General features: G+C 64.5%; 16 protein-coding genes and 1 pseudogene. 7 read left to right on the forward strand and 10 right to left on the reverse strand.

What is annotated here, in order from left to right; translation table 11 throughout:
- Complete coding sequence (locus RIN79_RS11085; RefSeq protein ID WP_309084716.1) at window positions 1-180, forward strand: CopG family antitoxin; 180 nt, start codon at window positions 1-3, stop codon at window positions 178-180.
- 48 nt (window positions 181-228) lie between these two features.
- Here RIN79_RS11085 and xdhC read toward each other — a convergent pair whose 3' ends face one another.
- The 4 genes from xdhC to uraH form a co-directional block, all read right to left on the reverse strand.
- Window positions 229-1,029, reverse strand: coding sequence for a xanthine dehydrogenase accessory protein XdhC (gene xdhC / locus RIN79_RS11090; RefSeq protein WP_309084717.1), 801 nt, complete (start codon window positions 1,027-1,029; stop codon window positions 229-231).
- A gap of 274 nt (window positions 1,030-1,303) precedes the next feature.
- Entirely contained in the window at window positions 1,304-3,649 is a 2,346-nt protein-coding gene (gene xdhB / locus RIN79_RS11095; protein WP_309084718.1) for a xanthine dehydrogenase molybdopterin binding subunit, read from the reverse strand.
- Window positions 3,646-5,121 carry a xanthine dehydrogenase small subunit gene (gene xdhA, locus RIN79_RS11100; RefSeq protein ID WP_309084719.1) on the reverse strand — a complete coding sequence of 492 codons (1,476 nt, stop codon included), beginning with the start codon at window positions 5,119-5,121 and terminating at the stop codon, window positions 3,646-3,648. Before xdhA ends, xdhB begins: the two co-directional genes overlap by 4 nt.
- A complete protein-coding gene (gene uraH / locus RIN79_RS11105) occupies window positions 5,121-5,480 on the reverse strand; it encodes a hydroxyisourate hydrolase (protein WP_309084720.1) in 360 nt (119 codons plus the stop codon). Before uraH ends, xdhA begins: the two co-directional genes overlap by 1 nt.
- A gap of 190 nt (window positions 5,481-5,670) precedes the next feature.
- Between uraH and puuE the strand changes: the two genes are divergently transcribed.
- The 5 genes and pseudogenes from puuE to RIN79_RS11130 all read left to right on the forward strand — a co-directional run bounded on the left by puuE (window position 5,671) and on the right by RIN79_RS11130 (window position 9,423).
- Window positions 5,671-7,089: an allantoinase PuuE gene (puuE, locus tag RIN79_RS11110; protein WP_375165922.1), complete on the forward strand. Its 1,419-nt coding sequence runs from the start codon at window positions 5,671-5,673 to the stop codon at window positions 7,087-7,089.
- Window positions 7,086-7,928 carry a bifunctional allantoicase/(S)-ureidoglycine aminohydrolase gene (locus RIN79_RS11115; protein WP_309084722.1) on the forward strand — a complete coding sequence of 281 codons (843 nt, stop codon included), beginning with the start codon at window positions 7,086-7,088 and terminating at the stop codon, window positions 7,926-7,928. Before puuE ends, RIN79_RS11115 begins: the two co-directional genes overlap by 4 nt.
- Window positions 7,925-8,422 (forward strand): ureidoglycolate lyase, encoded by a 498-nt coding sequence (locus tag RIN79_RS11120; RefSeq protein WP_309084723.1) that lies wholly within the window; start codon window positions 7,925-7,927, stop codon window positions 8,420-8,422. Before RIN79_RS11115 ends, RIN79_RS11120 begins: the two co-directional genes overlap by 4 nt.
- A pseudogene (locus RIN79_RS11125) lies at window positions 8,419-9,014 on the forward strand (nucleoside deaminase). The gene RIN79_RS11120 and the pseudogene RIN79_RS11125 overlap by 4 nt, the downstream one beginning before the upstream one ends.
- Window positions 9,015-9,237: 223 nt before the next feature.
- A complete protein-coding gene (locus tag RIN79_RS11130) occupies window positions 9,238-9,423 on the forward strand; it encodes a PIN domain-containing protein (protein WP_309084724.1) in 186 nt (61 codons plus the stop codon).
- Here RIN79_RS11130 and pcaF read toward each other — a convergent pair.
- From pcaF to RIN79_RS11145, 3 genes are read right to left on the reverse strand one after another with little or no spacing between them, the layout of a single operon-like run.
- Window positions 9,420-10,625, reverse strand: a complete 1,206-nt coding sequence (pcaF, locus tag RIN79_RS11135) for a 3-oxoadipyl-CoA thiolase (protein WP_309084725.1) — start codon at window positions 10,623-10,625, stop codon at window positions 9,420-9,422. The two genes, RIN79_RS11130 and pcaF, sit on opposite strands and share 4 nt — an antisense overlap.
- Entirely contained in the window at window positions 10,618-11,430 is an 813-nt protein-coding gene (locus RIN79_RS11140; protein ID WP_309084817.1) for a CoA-transferase subunit beta, read from the reverse strand. The genes pcaF and RIN79_RS11140 overlap by 8 nt, the downstream gene beginning before the upstream one ends.
- A complete protein-coding gene (locus RIN79_RS11145) occupies window positions 11,430-12,284 on the reverse strand; it encodes a CoA-transferase (protein ID WP_309084726.1) in 855 nt (284 codons plus the stop codon). The genes RIN79_RS11140 and RIN79_RS11145 overlap by 1 nt, the downstream gene beginning before the upstream one ends.
- Before the next feature lie 56 nt (window positions 12,285-12,340).
- On the opposite strand from RIN79_RS11145, the gene RIN79_RS11150 reads away from it, so the two are divergent.
- Window positions 12,341-13,138, forward strand: a complete 798-nt coding sequence (locus tag RIN79_RS11150) for an IclR family transcriptional regulator C-terminal domain-containing protein (protein ID WP_309084727.1) — start codon at window positions 12,341-12,343, stop codon at window positions 13,136-13,138.
- A 14-nt stretch (window positions 13,139-13,152) separates the two neighbouring features.
- Here the strand turns inward: RIN79_RS11150 and RIN79_RS11155 are convergent, their stop codons facing one another.
- The 3 genes from RIN79_RS11155 to xylB all read right to left on the reverse strand — a co-directional run bounded on the left by RIN79_RS11155 (window position 13,153) and on the right by xylB (window position 16,252).
- Window positions 13,153-13,377: a hypothetical protein gene (locus RIN79_RS11155; protein WP_309084728.1), complete on the reverse strand. Its 225-nt coding sequence runs from the start codon at window positions 13,375-13,377 to the stop codon at window positions 13,153-13,155.
- A 113-nt stretch (window positions 13,378-13,490) separates the two neighbouring features.
- Window positions 13,491-14,801 (reverse strand): xylose isomerase, encoded by a 1,311-nt coding sequence (gene xylA / locus RIN79_RS11160; protein ID WP_309084729.1) that lies wholly within the window; start codon window positions 14,799-14,801, stop codon window positions 13,491-13,493.
- Window positions 14,798-16,252 carry a xylulokinase gene (gene xylB / locus RIN79_RS11165; RefSeq protein WP_309084730.1) on the reverse strand — a complete coding sequence of 485 codons (1,455 nt, stop codon included), beginning with the start codon at window positions 16,250-16,252 and terminating at the stop codon, window positions 14,798-14,800. The genes xylA and xylB overlap by 4 nt, the downstream gene beginning before the upstream one ends.
- Between the last annotated feature and the right edge of the window lie 11 nt (window positions 16,253-16,263).

Consider the following 16,263-nt stretch of genomic DNA (forward strand, 5'->3'; position numbering starts at 1 on the left):
ATGAAAAAGAAGATTCCTGTTTTTAAAACAGACGAGGACGTTGAGGCGTTTATCGAGAACGCTGACCTCAGCGAATATGATCTCAGCGAGTTCAAGCCTTTCCGGTTCGAGCTCACTAAGGAGAAAGATGAGGGCGAGGAGCCCGTGTCCCGCCCTCGTCCTTCGACAAGCTCAGGATGAGGGCTTGCGCCGGCGCTTCAGGCAACGGGCGTTTGCGTCCGCTGATGTTTATAACAGCGCCCGCAGCACCTCCGCCGCCGTCAGCGCCGCGATGACCGCGGGGCGCTTGTCGCGAAGGTCGGCTCCGCCGATGGGGCAGACGAGGCGGGCGAGGCGGGAGTCTTCGCCTCCGTGTTTCAGGTACCAGCTTCGAAACGTGGCTTTCTTCGTCTTTGAGCCGATCATGCCGACATAGGCCGTATCGTCGCGCGCCAGCGCCTCGGAGACGATGAGGAAATCCAGCGAATGCTCGTGCGTGAGCACGACGAAGGCCGAATGCGGCGGCGCTTGGCGAACAGTCTCCTCGGGCACCGCGGTGAGTTTTTTCTCCACAACGTCCGGCAGATTTTCCAGCGCTTCGGTTCTCGTCTCGACCACAATCGTGCGAACCGGGAGCAGGGCAAGTGCCGCCGCCAGCGCATGGCCCACATGGCCGCCGCCGAAAAGATAGATATTGGGGCGGGCGGCGTCTTCCGTCTCTGCCCGGATCAGCAATTCGGCACGTTCCGCCGGACCGGCAATGCGGATGTCGACTGCCACGCGCCCGCCGCAGCACTGGCCGATCTCGGGGCCGAGCGGGATATCGAGCGCGCCGCTTGCGATGTTTTCCGCAATCAGCTCGCGCGCCTTGGCGATCGCCAGGAATTCGAGCTGCCCGCCGCCGATCGTGCCGAAGATTTTCTCAGGCGAAACGAGCATCCATGCGCCCACTTCGCGCGGGGTCGAGCCTTTGGCCTCGGCAACGGTGACGAGGGCCGCTGCGGGGGATGCCTTGAGGAAAGCGGCGAGGCTCTTGGCGAGGGCCGTCATGACCGGAGATGCCTGACGGCCCTTGGCGGATAGGATCGCGATCCTTCACGCCCCCCTCTGGCCTGCCGGCCATCTCCCCCACAAGGGGGGAGATTGGCTTTCGCGACTGCTTTCGCCAATCGCCACCGCTCCGAAGAGGGCGGAGCAATGCGGCCAGCGTAATCTCCCCCCTTGTGGGGGAGATGGCCGCCCCTCGACAAAAGCTCGGGAGGCCAGAGGGGGGTGGTGAAGGGCGAAAGCATTTCAGAACAATAGCGGGCCGAAACCGCGTATTCTACCTTCCCGCTTCCGCCTTCAGCCGCTCCACGGCGAAAAGCACGCGCTCGGGCGTGGCGGGGGCGTCGAGGCGCGGGCAGATCTTGTAATCGGCCACGCTCGCCACCGCATCGGAAAGCGCGTGCAGAACGGAAATGGCGAGCATGAAGGGCGGCTCGCCCACGGCCTTGGAGCGGTGGATGGTTGGCTCGGCATTCTCCGCCCAGTCGGCAAGCTTTACGTTGAAGATTTTCGGCCGGTCGGAGGCAAGGGGTATCTTGTAGGTCGAGGGCGCATGCGTCCGCAGCCTCCCCTTTTCGTCCCACACCAGCTCCTCGGTGGTGAGCCAGCCCATGCCCTGGATGAAGCCGCCCTCGATCTGGCCCAAGTCGATGGCCGGGTTCAGGGAGCGGCCGGTCTCGTGCAGGATATCCACCCGCTCCACCATGTATTCTCCGGTGAGCGTGTCGATGGAAACTTCCGTGCAGGCGGCGCCATAGGCGAAGTAGTAGAAGGGCTGGCCGCGGCCCTTGTCGCGGTCCCAGTGGATTTTCGGGGTCTTGTAGAAGCCGGCAGACGAAAGCTGCACGCGCGCCATATAGGCCTGCTTGATCAGATCGGCGAAGGGGATTTCCTGGTTGCCGACGCGCACGCGGCCCGGCAGGAATACCACCTGCTCATGTGGCACCTCGTACCGGTCGGCGGCGAAATCGATGAGCCGGTCCTTGATCTGCCGCGCGGCATTTTGCGCCGCCATGCCGTTCAGGTCCGAGCCGGAGGAGGCGGCGGTTGCCGACGTGTTCGGAACCTTGCCGGTGGTGGTGGCCGTGATCTTCACCTGGTCGATGTCGATCTGGAATTCTTCCGCCACCACCTGGGCCACCTTCACGTAAAGGCCCTGGCCCATCTCCGTGCCGCCATGGTTCAGGTGCACGGAGCCGTCGGTATAGACATGCACCAGCGCGCCGGCCTGGTTGAAATGGGTGGCGGTGAAGGAGATGCCGAATTTTACAGGCGTCAGCGCGATGCCGCGCTTGATGATTTCGCTCCCGGCATTGAAGGCCGCGATGGCCTGCCGCCGCCCGGCATAATCGGCACTCGCCTCCAGCTCGGCCACGAGGCGGTGGATGATGTTGTCTTCCACCGTCTGGTGGTAGGGGGTGACGTTGCGGTCCGTCTCGCCGTAGAAATTGCGTTTGCGGATTTCGAGCGGGTCCTTGCCGAGCGCGAAGGCGATCTCCTCGACCACGCGCTCCGCGCCCACCATCCCCTGCGGTCCGCCGAAGCCGCGGAAGGCTGTGTTCGAGACCGTGTTGGTGTAGAGCGGCACTGACGCCGCGCGCACCACCGGATAGAAATAGGCGTTGTCGCAGTGGAAGAGCGCGCGGTCGGTGACCGGCCCGGAGAGATCGGCTGAAAAGCCGCAGCGGGCGGCATATTTCAGGTGGACGCCGAGGATGTTTCCTTCGTCGTCGAAACCGACGTCGTAGTCGATCAGGAAGTCGTGCCGCTTGCCGGTGGCCGTCATGTCGTCGTCGCGATCCGGGCGCAGTTTTACCGGCCGGCCGGTTTGCTTGGCGGCGATCGCCGCCACCGCGGCAAACAGGTTCGCCTGGGTTTCCTTGCCGCCGAAGCCGCCGCCCATGCGGCGCACCTCGACGGTCACGGCATGCGAGGGCACGCCCAGCGTATGGGCTACTATATGCTGCACCTCGCTCGGGTGTTGTGTCGAGGAGTGGACGGTCACGTCCATGTCCTCGCCCGGCACGGCAAGGGCGATCTGGCCTTCAAGGTAAAAATGGTCCTGCCCGCCTACGCGCATTTGCCCCTTGATGCGGCGCGGGGCCCGGGCGATCGCATCCTCGGCTTCGCCGCGCTTCAGCGTCAGCGGCTTCGTCACCAGCTTCGGATTCGCCGGGTCCGCGTCAGCGATGTCGATGATGGCCGGCTTTTCCTCGTATTCGATCTTCGCCTTCTGGCAGGCGCGACGGGCGGCCTCCCGCGTCTCGGCGATCACGGCGAAGATCGGCTGGCCGAAGAACTGCACCTCCTTTTCAGGGAAGATCGGCTCGTCGTGCAAGCCGGTGGAGCTGATATCGTTTACGCCCGGCACATCTTTCGCGGTGAGCACAGCGATTACGCCCGGCGCGGTCTCTACCTCCGAAAGATCCATCGCGCGGATGGTGCCGTGCGCAACCGTGGAAAGCCCGAGATAGGCGTGCAGCGTGCCGGCCGGCTCCGGCAGGTCGTCGATATAGACGGCTTCGCCGGCCACATGTTTGTGCGCGGAGTCGTGGCGGAGGCTGATGCCCACGCCGCCGGTGATTGTCGTCCTGGTAAGATCGAGCGCCTCGTGCTTGGTCATGCCGCTTCCCCGCGCTCGACCTGCAGCGGGCCGGAATGCCCGCTCGTTTCGAGAAAGAAGCGCCGCAGAAGATTCCTGGCCGCCAGCATGCGGTATTCGGCGGAAGCGCGCATGTCGCTGATTGGCGTGAAATCCTGGCCATAGGCGGACAGCGCGTTTTCGATCGTGGCCTCAGTCCACGGCCTTCCGAGAAGCTCTGCCTCCACGGCTTTCGCGCGCTTCGGTGTCGCCGCCATGCCGCCATAGGCGATGCGCGCGGAGGCGACGGTGCCGTCCGCCGCCATCTTCACCGCGAAGGCGCCGAGCACGGCCGTGATGTCCTCGTCGCGGCGCTTGGTGATCTTCCACGCGGCAAAGCGGGTGTCGGGATCGGGGAGTGGGACATGCACCGCCTCGACAAATTCGCCCGGCTGCCGGTCCTGTTTGCCATAGGCGATGAAGAAATCTTCGAGCGGAATGGTGCGCCGCGTATTGCCCTTGCGCAGCGTGAGCGTGGCTCCCAGCGCGATCAGCGGCGGCGGGGTGTCGCCGATGGGCGAGCCGTTGGCGATGTTGCCGCCGATGGTGCCCATGTTGCGAATCTGGTCCCCGCCAATGCGGTCGATCAGGCGGCCGAGCGCCGGGACGCGGGGGGCAAGCGCCTCGAAGGCTTCCGAATAGCTGACGCCGGCACCGATGGTGATCGTGCCGTCATTCTCCGCAATCGTGCGCAGCTCTTCCAGCCCGCCAATGAAGACGACGGGCGCGATCTCGCGCATGAATTTCGTCACCCATAGGCCCACATCCGTGCTGCCCGCCACGATGGTCGCCTTGGGCTCGGCTTCCAGCACAGCCGCCAGATCATCGAGGCTGGCGGGGATGACGAGGCGATCGCGGCCCGCGCCGATCTCCACGCGCGCGCCGTCCTTCATGGCAAGAAGCGCGGTTTTCAGCGCTTCGCGCTCCAGTGCCAGCGGGTCCGATCGGGCATCGCCATAGGCGGGGATGGCGCGGGCGGCGCGCATGATCGATTCATAGCCGGTGCAGCGGCAGAGGTTTCCCTGCAGCGCCTTCTCGATCGCCCTGTCGCCCGGCTGCGGGTTGTTCATCCAGAGCCCGTAGAGCGACATCACGAAGCCCGGCGTGCAGAAGCCGCATTGCGAGCCGTGATGGTCCACCATCGCCTGCTGCACGGGATGGAGCAAGCCATCCGGCCGCTTCAGATGCTCGACCGTGACGACATGGCAGCCGTCAAGCGAGGCAAGAAAGCGGATGCAGGCGTTCACGCCCTCATAGACGAGCTTGCCGTCAGCAAGCCGGCCCACCAGCGCGGTGCAGGCGCCGCAGTCGCCCTCGGCGCAGCCTTCCTTGGTGCCCATCAGGCGGCGGTCGAGCCGCAGATAGTCGAGCAGGGTCTGGTCGGGCCGGACGTCCGCGAGCGCGATCTTCAGGCCGTTCAGAAGGAAGCGGATTTCATTGCGGGTGGCGGGCATCAGCTTCCCCGGTAGGTCGAATAACCGTAGGGCGAGACGAGCAGCGGCACGTGGTAATGCGCGCGCTCGGCCATGCCGAAGCGGATCGGCACGCGGTCGAGGAAAGCCGGGGAGGGAAGTGCAGCCCCTTTGGCGCGCAGGTATTTGCCCACCGCGAACACGAGCTCATATTCGCCGGGCGCAAAGGCCGTGCCCTCCAGGAGTGGCGCGTCGCAGCGGCCGTCGGCATTGGTCCGGACCGTCTTCACCAGCGTGCGACTTTCGCCTTCGAGCCGATAGAGCGCAATTTCCATCCCGGCCGCGGGGCGGCCTGCCGCCGTATCGAGAACATGGGTCGTCAGCCGTCCCTGTTCGCCCATGCGGCCTCCCTTCGGTACCGTGTTTCAGCCGATGGATTGTGCGGCAAATCGCGCGCGCGCATAAGGGGGGTGCGGCGGAAAGGCTGCAAAAAGACTTTCAAATTTTTCGTGGGGAATGGGTGCCGGAACCTTCGGCTATCCTTGAAAGCGACGTGGAGGGATCCAAACGGTGACACGCTACTGCCGAAACATGCGCGGCTATGGCCCCAACCCGCCGGACGCAAAATGGCCTGGCGGCGCCTATGTGGCCGTGCAATTCGTCGTCAATTACGAGGAGGGCGGCGAAAACTGCATTCTGCATGGGGATGCCGCCTCCGAAGCTTTTCTATCTGAAATCGTCGGTGCTGCCCCATGGCAGGGCATGCGGCACTGGAACATGGAGTCGATCTACGAATATGGCGCGCGCGCCGGCTTCTGGCGGCTTCACCGCATGTTCACGGAAGCCGAGGTGCCGGTGACGGTCTATGGCGTCGCCACCGCGCTTGCCCGCGCGCCCGACCAGGTGGCGGCCATGAAGGAAGCCAGCTGGGAGATCGCCAGCCACGGGCTGCGCTGGATCGACTACCGCGCCCACTCCGAGGAGGACGAGCGCCGCGATTTGCAGGAGGCGGTGCGGCTGCATACAGAGGTGGTGGGCGAGCCGCCGCGGGGACTTTATCTCGGCCGCACGTCGGTGAATTCGTTGAAACTTGCCATCGAGCATGGCGGGTTCGACTGGATTTCCGACACCTATGACGACGACCTGCCCTATTGGATCGACCACGACGGGCACGGCAATCCGACGCGGCCGCAGCTGGTGATTCCCTACACGCTCGATGCCAATGACATGCGTTTCGCCACGCCGCAGGGGTTCAACTCCGGCGACCAGTTCTTCGCCTATCTCAAGGACGCGTTCGACACGCTCTATGAGGAGGGCAGGGCAGGGCGGCGGCCTGCCATGATGAGTGTGGGCCTGCATTGCCGCCTCATCGGGCGGCCCGGCCGTGCGGCCTCTCTGAAACGCTTCATCGAATACGTACAAAGCCATGACAGGGTCTGGCTGCCGCGCCGCATCGACATTGCCCGCCATTGGATGGAGCATCATCCATATCAGGCGCCGGAGCTCAGGCCGAGCCGGATGGGCAAGGGCGATTTTGTGGAGCGTTTCGGCTCGATCTTCGAGCATTCGCCCTGGCTTGCCGAGCGTGCTTTCGCGCTGGAGCTTGCGGCGGCGCATGACAGCGCTGGCGGCCTCCACAATGCGCTCGTGCGGGTTTTCCGCTCGGCGAGCGAAGAGGAGCGGCTCGGTGTACTGAAAGCGCATCCGGACCTTGCCGGAAAGCTTGCGGCGGCGAAACGGCTCACGCCGGATTCGGCCAAGGAGCAGGCTTCCGCCGGCCTCGACGCGCTGACGGACGAGGAGCGCGCGCGCTTCACCGATCTCAACACGCGCTACACGCAAAAATTCGGCTTTCCCTTCATCATCGCCGTCAAGGACAATACGAAGGAAAGCATTTTGCGCGCGTTCGAACACCGGCTCGAGAACAGCCGCGAGGAAGAGTTTGCGACCGCCTGCCGCCAGGTGGAGCGCATCGCCTATCTGCGGCTCAAGGATATCCTGCCCTCATGACCAGAACCTACTTCGCGCCCACAGGCGGCCACCCGCCGCAGACCGACCTTCTCACCGGCCGCGCGGTCTTCACCGAGGCCTACGCCGTGATCCCCAAGGGCGTGATGCGCGACATCGTCACCAGCCGGCTTCCCTTCTGGGAAAAGACCCGGGCTTGGGTGATCGCCCGCCCGCTCTCGGGCTTTGCGGAGACTTTTTCCCAGTACATCATGGAGGTCCTGCCGGGCGGCGGCAGCGAAAATCCGGAGCCTTACCGGGAAGCGGAGGCGGTGCTGTTTGTGGTCGAGGGCGAACTGACCGTGCGTCTCGACGGGGAAAGCCACCGCATGCAGCCGGGCGGCTACGCCTTCCTGCCCTCCGCGAGCCGCTGGAGCGCGCATAATGAAGGCTCGGAGCCGGTGCGCTTCCATTGGATCCGAAAGGCCTATGAGGCGGTGGAGGGGATCCCGGTGCCCGATGCCTTCTTCGTTAATGAGAAGGATATCGCGCCGACACCCATGCCCGGCACGGAGGGCAAGTGGGCGACGACGCGCTTTGTCGATCCTGATGACGTCCGCCACGACATGCATGTGACCATTGTCACCTTCGAGCCGGGCGCTGTGATCCCCTTTGCCGAAACCCATGTCATGGAGCACGGACTCTACGTGCTCGAAGGCAAAGCGGTCTACCGGCTCAACCAGGATTGGGTCGAGGTGGAGGCCGGAGACTTCATGTGGCTGCGCGCCTTCTGCCCGCAGGCCTGCTATGCCGGCGGGCCTGGGCGGTTCCGGTACCTCCTCTACAAGGATGTGAACCGGCATGCGTCTCTCAAACCGCTGTGGCGGCAGCATCCACGATGAAAATCACCGCAGTTCCACTCACCCGTGCCGCCTTCGCGCCCTTTGGCGACGTGATCGATACGGAAGGCGCGCAAAGCTTTCCGATCAATAACGGCAAGACGCAGCGCTTCCACGACCTCGCTACGGTGGACGTGCAGGGGGAGGCGGCGCGCGTGCTCATCAGCATCGCCCGCGGGCAGCCATACACCTTTCCCCTGAAACTCACGATGGTCGAGCGCCATCCGCTGGGGAGCCAGGCCTTCATTCCGCTTGAGCCCCGGCCGTTCCTCGTCGTTGTCTGCCTCGATGAGGGCGGACGGCCGGGCAGGCCGCAAGCCTTTCTCACTGGAGCCGGCCAAGGCGTGAATTATGCCCGCAACACCTGGCACGCAGTGTTGACGCCTATCGGCGAGAAACAGGATTTTCTCATCGTCGACCGCGGCGGCGACGGCAACAATCTGGAAGAATTTTTCTTCTCCGAGCCCTACGAAATCCACCTGCCGGATAGGCCATGAAGATCGACGGGACGTTTATCGACCGCCTGCTCGACGTGATTGAGCACGACATCGTCCCAAGGACGCGGGCTGGCGTCGAAGTGGGCAACAAGATCTTCGCGCGGCGATCCTGAAGAAGAGCGATCTGTCGCTGGTACTGGCTGAAACCAATAACGAGCTGGAAAACCCGCTCTGGCACGGTGAAGTGCATACGCTGAAGCGGTTCTATGAGCTGCCGAAGGAGCAGCGGCCGGAGACGAGGGACTGCATCTTTCTTTCGACGCATGAACCCTGCTCGCTCTGTCTTTCCGCGATCACCTGGACCGGCTTCGACAATTTCTTCTATCTCTTCAGCCATGCGGATTCGCGCGACGCCTTCGCGATCCCGCACGATCTTAAGATCCTGAAGGAGGTTTTCCGGCTTGATCCTGGCGGCTATCCCGCCGAAAACGCCTTCTGGAAGAGTTTTTCCATCCCGGCGCTGGTCCGCGATTTGCCGGAAGCCGACCGGCAGCGGCTGGAACCCCGGCTTGGCCGGATGTCGGAGATCTATGCCGAACTGTCAGGGGCCTATCAGCAGAGCAAGGCCGGGAACGACATTCCTCTCAATTGACGTCGCCTTGCTTCAAGGTCGTCTGGTATATATCATCATATATACCGCGTAGGAGGCGACGCAGCCCTGCTCTGGATCGGCGGATTGAAACCCACACCAAGCCGGAGCTCTGCGTGTCAGCAATAACCTACGGCGAGACGCGTTACGGTCTTGCCAGACGGCCTGATGCAGCCCGCCTCGCGGCTGCTGCTGCGGTATTGTTTCACCTGGTCGATATACTGCCATGGCTCCGGAAGTAGCGGACCGTTACGGCGAGGTGCGGGCCGAGCTGCGGCGTTTGGGCCGGATCCAGCCACTCGATTTGCTCATTGCCGCCCATGCTCTTCAGGTTGGCGCGACTCTGGTAACCAGCGATCGTGCTTTCCAGTTTGTGCCAGGGCTTGCTGTGGAGAACTGGCTCGAAACTTAGATTCGCTCCAGCGCCAGCGCGATGCCTTGGCCGACGCCGATGCACATCGTGGCAAGCGCCAGTTTTGCGCCGCGTTCCTTCAGCTCCAGTGCCGCCGTGCCGGAAATGCGCGCGCCTGACATGCCCAAGGGATGGCCGAGCGCGATCGCGCCGCCATTGGGGTTCACATGCGCTGCGTCCTCGGGAATGCCCAGTTCGCGCAAGACGGCAATGCCCTGCGAGGCAAAGGCTTCGTTCAGTTCGATCACGTCAAAGTCCGAGGCCCGCAGCCCGAGCCGGGCGCAGAGCTTCTTCGTCGCCGGCGCAGGGCCGATTCCCATGACGCGCGGGGGCACTCCCGCCGTCGCGCCGCCGAGAATTCGGGCGATGGGCGTGAGGCCATATTTCCTTGCGGCGGCTTCCGAGGCGATGATGAGCGCGGCCGCGCCGTCGTTCACGCCGGAGGCGTTACCGGCCGTCACTGTGCCGCCCTCGCGGAAGGGCGTGGGGAGTTTTGCGAGTGCTTCTATGGTCGTGCCGGGGCGGGGATGCTCGTCCTTCTCCACCACGACCGGCTCGCCCTTGCGCTGCGGAATCTTCACCGGAACGATCTCTTTCGCCAGCCGCCCGTTCTCCTGCGCCGCGACCGCCTTGTCCTGGCTGCGCATCGCGAACGCGTCCTGGTCCGCGCGGCTCACGCGAAAATCTTCGGCCACGTTCTCGCCCGTCTCAGGCATGGAATCGACGCCGTATTGCTTCTTCATCAGCGGATTGACGAAGCGCCAGCCGATGGTGGTGTCGTGAATCTCGGCATTGCGGGAAAAGGCCGTCTCCGCCTTGGGCAGCACGAAGGGCGCGCGGCTCATGGATTCCACGCCGCCGGCGATCATCAGCTCGGCCTCGCCCGCCTTGATCGCGCGGGCTGCGGTCGCCACAGCATCCATGCCCGAGCCGCAGAGCCGGTTGATCGTCGAGCCCGGTACCTCGACCGGCAGGCCGGCGAGGAGCACCGCCATGCGGGCCACATTGCGGTTGTCCTCGCCCGCCTGGTTGGCGCAGCCATAGAGCACGTCTTCCACCGCGGCCCAATCCACGTCTTTATTGCGCTCCATCAGCGCCTTCAGCGGAATGGCGGCGAGGTCGTCAGCACGCACCGAGGAAAGCACGCCGCCGAAGCGGCCGATGGGCGTGCGGACGTAGTCGCAAATAAAGGCTTCAGCCATCCTTGGATCCTCTCTTGGCGGCCGGGCTGTCCGTGCCTTTGTGCGCTGCGTCGGTACGCGCCTTCAAGTCGCGCAAGGTTTTCAGCTCCAGCTCGGTCGGCGGCGGCGTCTCGTCGAGCTGTTCGGCGAATTTCACCCTCCAGCCGCATGTCTCCTGCACCATCTCGCGCGTGACGCCCGGATGGAGCGATACGACCGTGAATTCCTTCGTCTCCGGATCGGGCTTCCAGATGGCGAGGTCAGTGATGAGCAGCGTCGGGCCCTCGGTCTCGATCCCCAGCCGCTTGCGGTGGTCGCCGCCGTCTCCGTGGCCGAAGGAGGTGTAAAAATCGATCTTTTCCACCATGCCGCGCTTCGATTGCGCCATGGTGATGTAGACCTGCTGGGACGATGTGGCGATCTCCGGCGCCCCGCCGCCGCCCGGCAGCCGCGTTTTGGGTTTGTGGTAGTCGCCGATGACGGTGGTGTTGATGTTGCCGTATTTGTCCAGCTGGGCTGCGCCAAGGAAGCCGATGGTGATGCGCCCGCCCTGCAACCAGTAGCGAAACATCTCCGGCACCGAAACGGTGGTGAGCGCGGTGTCGCAGAGCTCGCCATCGCCGATCGAGAGCGGCAGCACGTCGGGCGCGGTGCCTATGGTGCCGGATTCGTAGATCAGCGTGATGTCCGGCGCGTGCGTCAGCCGCGCCACGTTGCACGCCGCCGAAGGCGCGCCGATGCCGACGAAACACACGTCCTCGCTCGTCAGCGCCCGCGAGGCGGCGATGGTCATCATCTCATTGGGGGTGAAAGACTGCTCGTTCATCATGCCACCCTCAGCTTTGCCACGCGTCCTGCGAAATCTTCCGGCTTCGCCTTCATCACATGCTCTTCCATCCAGGTGCGGAAGCGGTCGCGGTCGGCAGCGATCTCGTCCCATTCCAGATAGGAGGCATTGTCACGCGCGTAATAGCCATGCGTGTAGGAGGGGTGGGCTCCGCCCGGCACAACCGAAATGGCGGTGACCGTCCAGTGCGGGAGGATGCACAGGTTCGGATGCAGACCGTCGAAGCTGTCGACTACTTCCTCGACCGTCACAACCGCGCGTTTGGCCGCCAGCACCGCCTCCTTCTGGATGCCGATGATGCCTTCGATCAGCACGTTGCCCTTCCTGTCCGCCTTCTGGGCGTGGATGAAGGTCACGTCCGGCCGCACCGCCGGCACCGCCGCCAGCACCTCCCCGGTAAAGGGGCAGGTGACGTTTCTGATGTTCGGGTTGACCTCGGGCAGGCCCGCGCCGCGATAGCCGCGGAAGACTGCGCAGGGGAGCCCTGCGGCACCCGCTTCGTAGGCATTTGCCATGGCGGCATGGGAATGCTCCTCCACCTCGATCACATGCGGCCAGCCATTCTCCACCGCATCACGGACACGGCGCAGGAGGCCGACCCCCGGATTGCCCGCATAGGAGAAGACGAGCTTCCTCGCCATGCCCATCCCGACCATCTGGTCATAGACGACGTCCGGCGTCATGCGGATGAGGGTGAGATCCCTAAAAACCTGACGGATCGCCTCATGGGCGGCTGCGGTCGGGATGAGATGGGTGAAGCCCTCAAAGGCGGCAACATCGCCATCCCTGAGATTTTCCCGAACCGCCTGATCAAGCGGCATGAAGCGGGCCATATCGCCTCCAGATGTTCGTATTGCGAACATAAGTTTTGTATGCGATACGTAGATAGATGAGCCAGGTTCTGGAGTCAACGCAGAAGGCGGAGCCCGAAGACCGCGATCTGGTGGGATCGCTGGCCAAGGGCCTGCGCGTTTTGGACATTCTGGCCGGCGCGCCCTCGGGCCTGCGGCTCACGGAAGTTGCCGAGGCGGCGCGACTGACGCGCGCCGGCGCCCGCCGACTGCTCCTGACGCTGGTCGCCGAAGGCTATGCGAGGCAGGAGGGGCGCCTCTTCCTGCTCTCCGCCAAGCTGCTGTCGCTCACCCGCGCCTGGCTCGGCGGGGCGCCGCTCTGGGCCTACGCGGAGCCGGTGATGCGCGAGGTCTCGCAGGCGCTCGGCGAATCCTGCTCGGCCGCGGTGCTCGAAGGGGAGGATGTCGTCTATGTGGCGCGCGTTGCGGGCCGGCGCATCGTATCGGTGTCCCTGTCCGTCGGAGCGCGGCTCCCGGCCTACTGCACGTCCATGGGGCGAGTGCTTCTTTCAGATCTGGACGATGCCGAACTCGCCCGTTTTCTGAGCAAGGCGGCGATCCGCGCCAACACACCCAAGACGATCACCGACCGGGAGGCGCTTGCCGATCGTGTGGCTGAAGCGCGGCGGGCCGGCTACGCCATCGTCGACGAGGAACTGGAGCTGGGGCTCCGGTCGATCGCGGTGCCGGTGCGCGCCCGCTCGGGACGCGTCGTGGCGGCAATCAACGTGTCCACGCAATCCGCGCGGTTTTCCTGCGACGAGATGCGCGAGGTCATCCTGCCGCCGCTTCTCGAGGCGGCCGCAAAAATCGAGGATTTCCTGGCGCTGCAATAGGGGGCGGAGCGCACTCATGCGGCGCTCCTGGAGTCCCTTCCCTGATCGGCGGGATCGAGCATCTCGCGCATTTTGCGGACGAGGCGCTCCTGCAGGCGCGCATGCAGAAGCTTTTCCCAGGCCGGATCGCCGGCCGCCTTTGCATGGGGCATCGACAGGAGCGTATCGATGACGGATGCGCGATCATCGCGCGCCAGCAGCGCATCGATCTCCGCCTCCAGTTCCTCATCCAGCTTCATGATGCGCCTCCAAATCAGGAGCGGGATTTCTCTCTCCCGATCCTGTCTGCATAAAGGCGCGGCGATGAAGATTTGACGACAGTCCGCCGGGAAATTCGGCGGCGTGCAGCCGGCTAAACGTAACGATTCACAACGTTTTCCAGCTTCTCCTGACGGCCGGAGCGCGGCTTGGGGTCAAGATTCGCGCGGACCACGCGCTCGGCGATTTGCTCCAATGTGCGCTGGCCAGCGAGCATCGCCTGCGCTTCAGCATCACTCCATCCGGCATACCGCTCTTCAAGCGGGCCGCTCAGCGTCTTGTCCTCAATCATCCGAGCGGCGGCCTTCAAGCCGCGAGCGCAAATGTCCATGCCGCCGATATGGGCAGCAATCAGATCCTCCGGATCCAGCGACTGGCGGCGCAGCTTCGCGTCGAAATTCGTACCGCCGGTCGTGAAGCCGCCAGCCTGCAGCACGTAGTAGTAAGCCAAGGCGGCCTCGGGCGCATTGTTCGGAAACTGGTCGGTGTCCCAGCCCGACTGGTAGTCGTTGCGGTTCATGTCGATCGACCCGAAAATGCCGAGGGCGGCGGCCAGCGCCAGTTCGTGCTCGAAGGAGTGGCCGGCAAGCAGCGCATGGCCCTGCTCGATGTTCACCTTCACCTCGTTTTCCAGCCCATAGCGCTTCAAGAAACCGTAGACCGTCCCGACGTCGAAGTCATACTGATGCTTGGTGGGCTCCTGCGGCTTCGGCTCGATGAGGATCGTGCCCTTGAAGCCCGTCCTGTGCTTATAGTCGACCACCAGATTCAGGAAGCGCCCGAGTTGGTCGAGTTCGCGGCTCATATCGGTGTTGAGCAGCGTCTCATAGCCCTCGCGTCCGCCCCACAACACGTAGTTCTCGCCATCGAGCCGCTTCGTCACGTCCATGCAGGCTTTCACGGTTGCGGCCGCATAGGCGAATACATCCGGGTCGGGATTGGTGGCGGCACCGGCCATGTAGCGCCTGTGGGAGAAAAGATTCGCGGTGCCCCAAAGGAGCTTCACACCGGTCTTTTCCATCTTCGCGGCGAAGTAGTCGGCGATCTCGTTCAACCGATCCACGCTCTCGGAGAAGGACGCTCCTTCCGGCCGCACGTCATGGTCATGGAAGGTGAAGAACGGCGCGCCAAGAATCTCGAACATCTCGAAGGCGACGTCGGCCTTGAGTTTCGCGTTTTCCATCGTGTCGCCGAACCACGGACGCTCGAAGGTCTGGCCGCCGAAAGGATCGCCGCCCGGCCAGACGAAATTGTGCCAATAGCAGACGGCGAAGCGAAGATGGTCCTCAAGGCGCTTTCCGAGCACGACCTCATCGGGATTGTAGTGGCGGAAGGCCAGCGGATTGTCGCTTTCGGGCCCTTCGTAGCGGATGGGTTTGAGGTCGCCGAAAAAACCTGTGCTCACGATGAAACTCCTCGGATGGCTGGGTAGAGGTCGCGGTAGCGGCGATAGCTCGCCTCGAAGGCTGGAGCGAGCGCGCGGTCGGGCTCGACTGTCGCAGAAATTCTCGGCGGCGTGCAGACGGAAAGCGGATCAGCGCCTTCGGCGGCGATGAGGCCGAGCCGAGCGGCGCCGAAGGCCGCGCCGAAATCGCCTTCGGCGGGCACGTCCACGGGAAGGTTCAGCGCCGTGGCGATCGCCTTCAGCCAGTAAGTGGAGCGGGAGCCGCCGCCGATCGCGGTCACGCGCGCAATGTCGGTGCCGGCTTGCTTCAGCGCTTCCAAGCTGTCGCGGAAGGCGAAGGCCACACCCTCGACCACCGCCTGGGTCAGCGCGGCGCGGTCGCTCTGATGCGACAGGCCTGTGAGGCTGCCGCGGATCACCGCGTCGTTGTACGGCGTGCGCTCGCCGGAAAGATAGGGCAGGAAGGTTACGCCGGAGGGCGGCTTCAGCTCCTCGCCGAGTTCGGCCGTCAGCTCGCCCGCTTTGCGTCCGGTAATGCCTGCCAGCCAGTTGAGCGAATCGGTGGCGGAAAGGATCACACCCATCTGGTGCCATGTGTCCGGCAGCGCATGGCAGAATGTGTGCACCGCGCTCTCGGGATTGGGCAGATAGGCGCCGTTGGAGGCAAAGAGCACGCCGGATGTACCAAGCGAGACGAAGGCGGCGCCGGGCTCGACCGTGCCAGCGCCGCAGGCGGAGGCGGCGTTGTCGCCCGCGCCGCCGGCGACCGTGACACCGGCACCCAAGCCCCAGCTGCCGGCAAGCTCGCCGCGCAGCGTGCCGGCGCGCTCGGTGCCTTCCACGAGGCGCGGCATGTGGGTCTCGTCAAGGCCGGTGAAAGCGAGCAGCTCCGGCGACCAGCGGCGCTTTTCGACGTCCAGCCAGGAGGTGCCGGCCGCGTCGGACATTTCCGAAACGTGCTCGCCGGTCAGCCAGAGGCGCAGGTAGTCCTTGGGGAGAAGCACCTTCTTCGTCGCGGCGAAGATATCCGGCTCGTTGCGCCTGACCCATACAAGCTTGGGCGCGGTGAAACCGGGGAAGACAATGTTGCCGGTGACCTTCCGGAAGCGCGGATCGGAGTCGAGCTCTGCCGCTTCCGCATGGCTGCGCGTGTCGTTCCAAAGAATGCAGGGGCGCAGCGGCCGGTCCGAGGCATCGAGCAGCGTGGCACCATGCATCTGGCCGGAAAGGCCGATGCCTTTTACAGCCGCCAGTGCCTCGCCATGGGAAGCCTTCAGTGCGCCGATGGCCTCGTCGGCAGCGCGGATCCAGTCCGCAGGATGCTGTTCCGACCATCCGGAATGGGGGCGGGAAACCTCGAGCGCGACCGTCGCCGAGGCGACAATCCGCTGGGCGCCGTCAAGCAAGAGCGCCTTGATCCCGGACGTGCCGAGATCGAGACCCAGATACATCTTCTCCTCCC

Source organism: Chelativorans sp., from assembly GCF_031180965.1.
GTDB lineage: Bacteria > Pseudomonadota > Alphaproteobacteria > Rhizobiales > Rhizobiaceae > Chelativorans.

Excerpts from the sequence above, each read along its gene's own strand:
- RIN79_RS11150 (WP_309084727.1), top strand. The coding sequence starts at position 12,341 with ATGAGCCAGGTTCTGGAGTCAACGCAGAAGGCGGAGCCCGAAGACCGC.
- RIN79_RS11145 (WP_309084726.1), bottom strand. The coding sequence starts at position 12,284 with ATGGCCCGCTTCATGCCGCTTGATCAGGCGGTTCGGGAAAATCTCAGG.
- RIN79_RS11130 (WP_309084724.1), top strand. The coding sequence starts at position 9,238 with ATGGCTCCGGAAGTAGCGGACCGTTACGGCGAGGTGCGGGCCGAGCTG.
- xdhA (WP_309084719.1), bottom strand. The coding sequence starts at position 5,121 with ATGCCCGCCACCCGCAATGAAATCCGCTTCCTTCTGAACGGCCTGAAG.
- uraH (WP_309084720.1), bottom strand. The coding sequence starts at position 5,480 with ATGGGCGAACAGGGACGGCTGACGACCCATGTTCTCGATACGGCGGCA.
- xdhB (WP_309084718.1), bottom strand. The coding sequence starts at position 3,649 with ATGACCAAGCACGAGGCGCTCGATCTTACCAGGACGACAATCACCGGC.
- RIN79_RS11140 (WP_309084817.1), bottom strand. The coding sequence starts at position 11,430 with ATGAACGAGCAGTCTTTCACCCCCAATGAGATGATGACCATCGCCGCC.
- RIN79_RS11085 (WP_309084716.1), top strand. The coding sequence starts at position 1 with ATGAAAAAGAAGATTCCTGTTTTTAAAACAGACGAGGACGTTGAGGCG.
- RIN79_RS11120 (WP_309084723.1), top strand. The coding sequence starts at position 7,925 with ATGAAAATCACCGCAGTTCCACTCACCCGTGCCGCCTTCGCGCCCTTT.
- RIN79_RS11115 (WP_309084722.1), top strand. The coding sequence starts at position 7,086 with ATGACCAGAACCTACTTCGCGCCCACAGGCGGCCACCCGCCGCAGACC.
- puuE (WP_375165922.1), top strand. The coding sequence starts at position 5,671 with ATGCGCGGCTATGGCCCCAACCCGCCGGACGCAAAATGGCCTGGCGGC.
- pcaF (WP_309084725.1), bottom strand. The coding sequence starts at position 10,625 with ATGGCTGAAGCCTTTATTTGCGACTACGTCCGCACGCCCATCGGCCGC.
- RIN79_RS11155 (WP_309084728.1), bottom strand. The coding sequence starts at position 13,377 with ATGAAGCTGGATGAGGAACTGGAGGCGGAGATCGATGCGCTGCTGGCG.
- xylB (WP_309084730.1), bottom strand. The coding sequence starts at position 16,252 with ATGTATCTGGGTCTCGATCTCGGCACGTCCGGGATCAAGGCGCTCTTG.
- xdhC (WP_309084717.1), bottom strand. The coding sequence starts at position 1,029 with ATGACGGCCCTCGCCAAGAGCCTCGCCGCTTTCCTCAAGGCATCCCCC.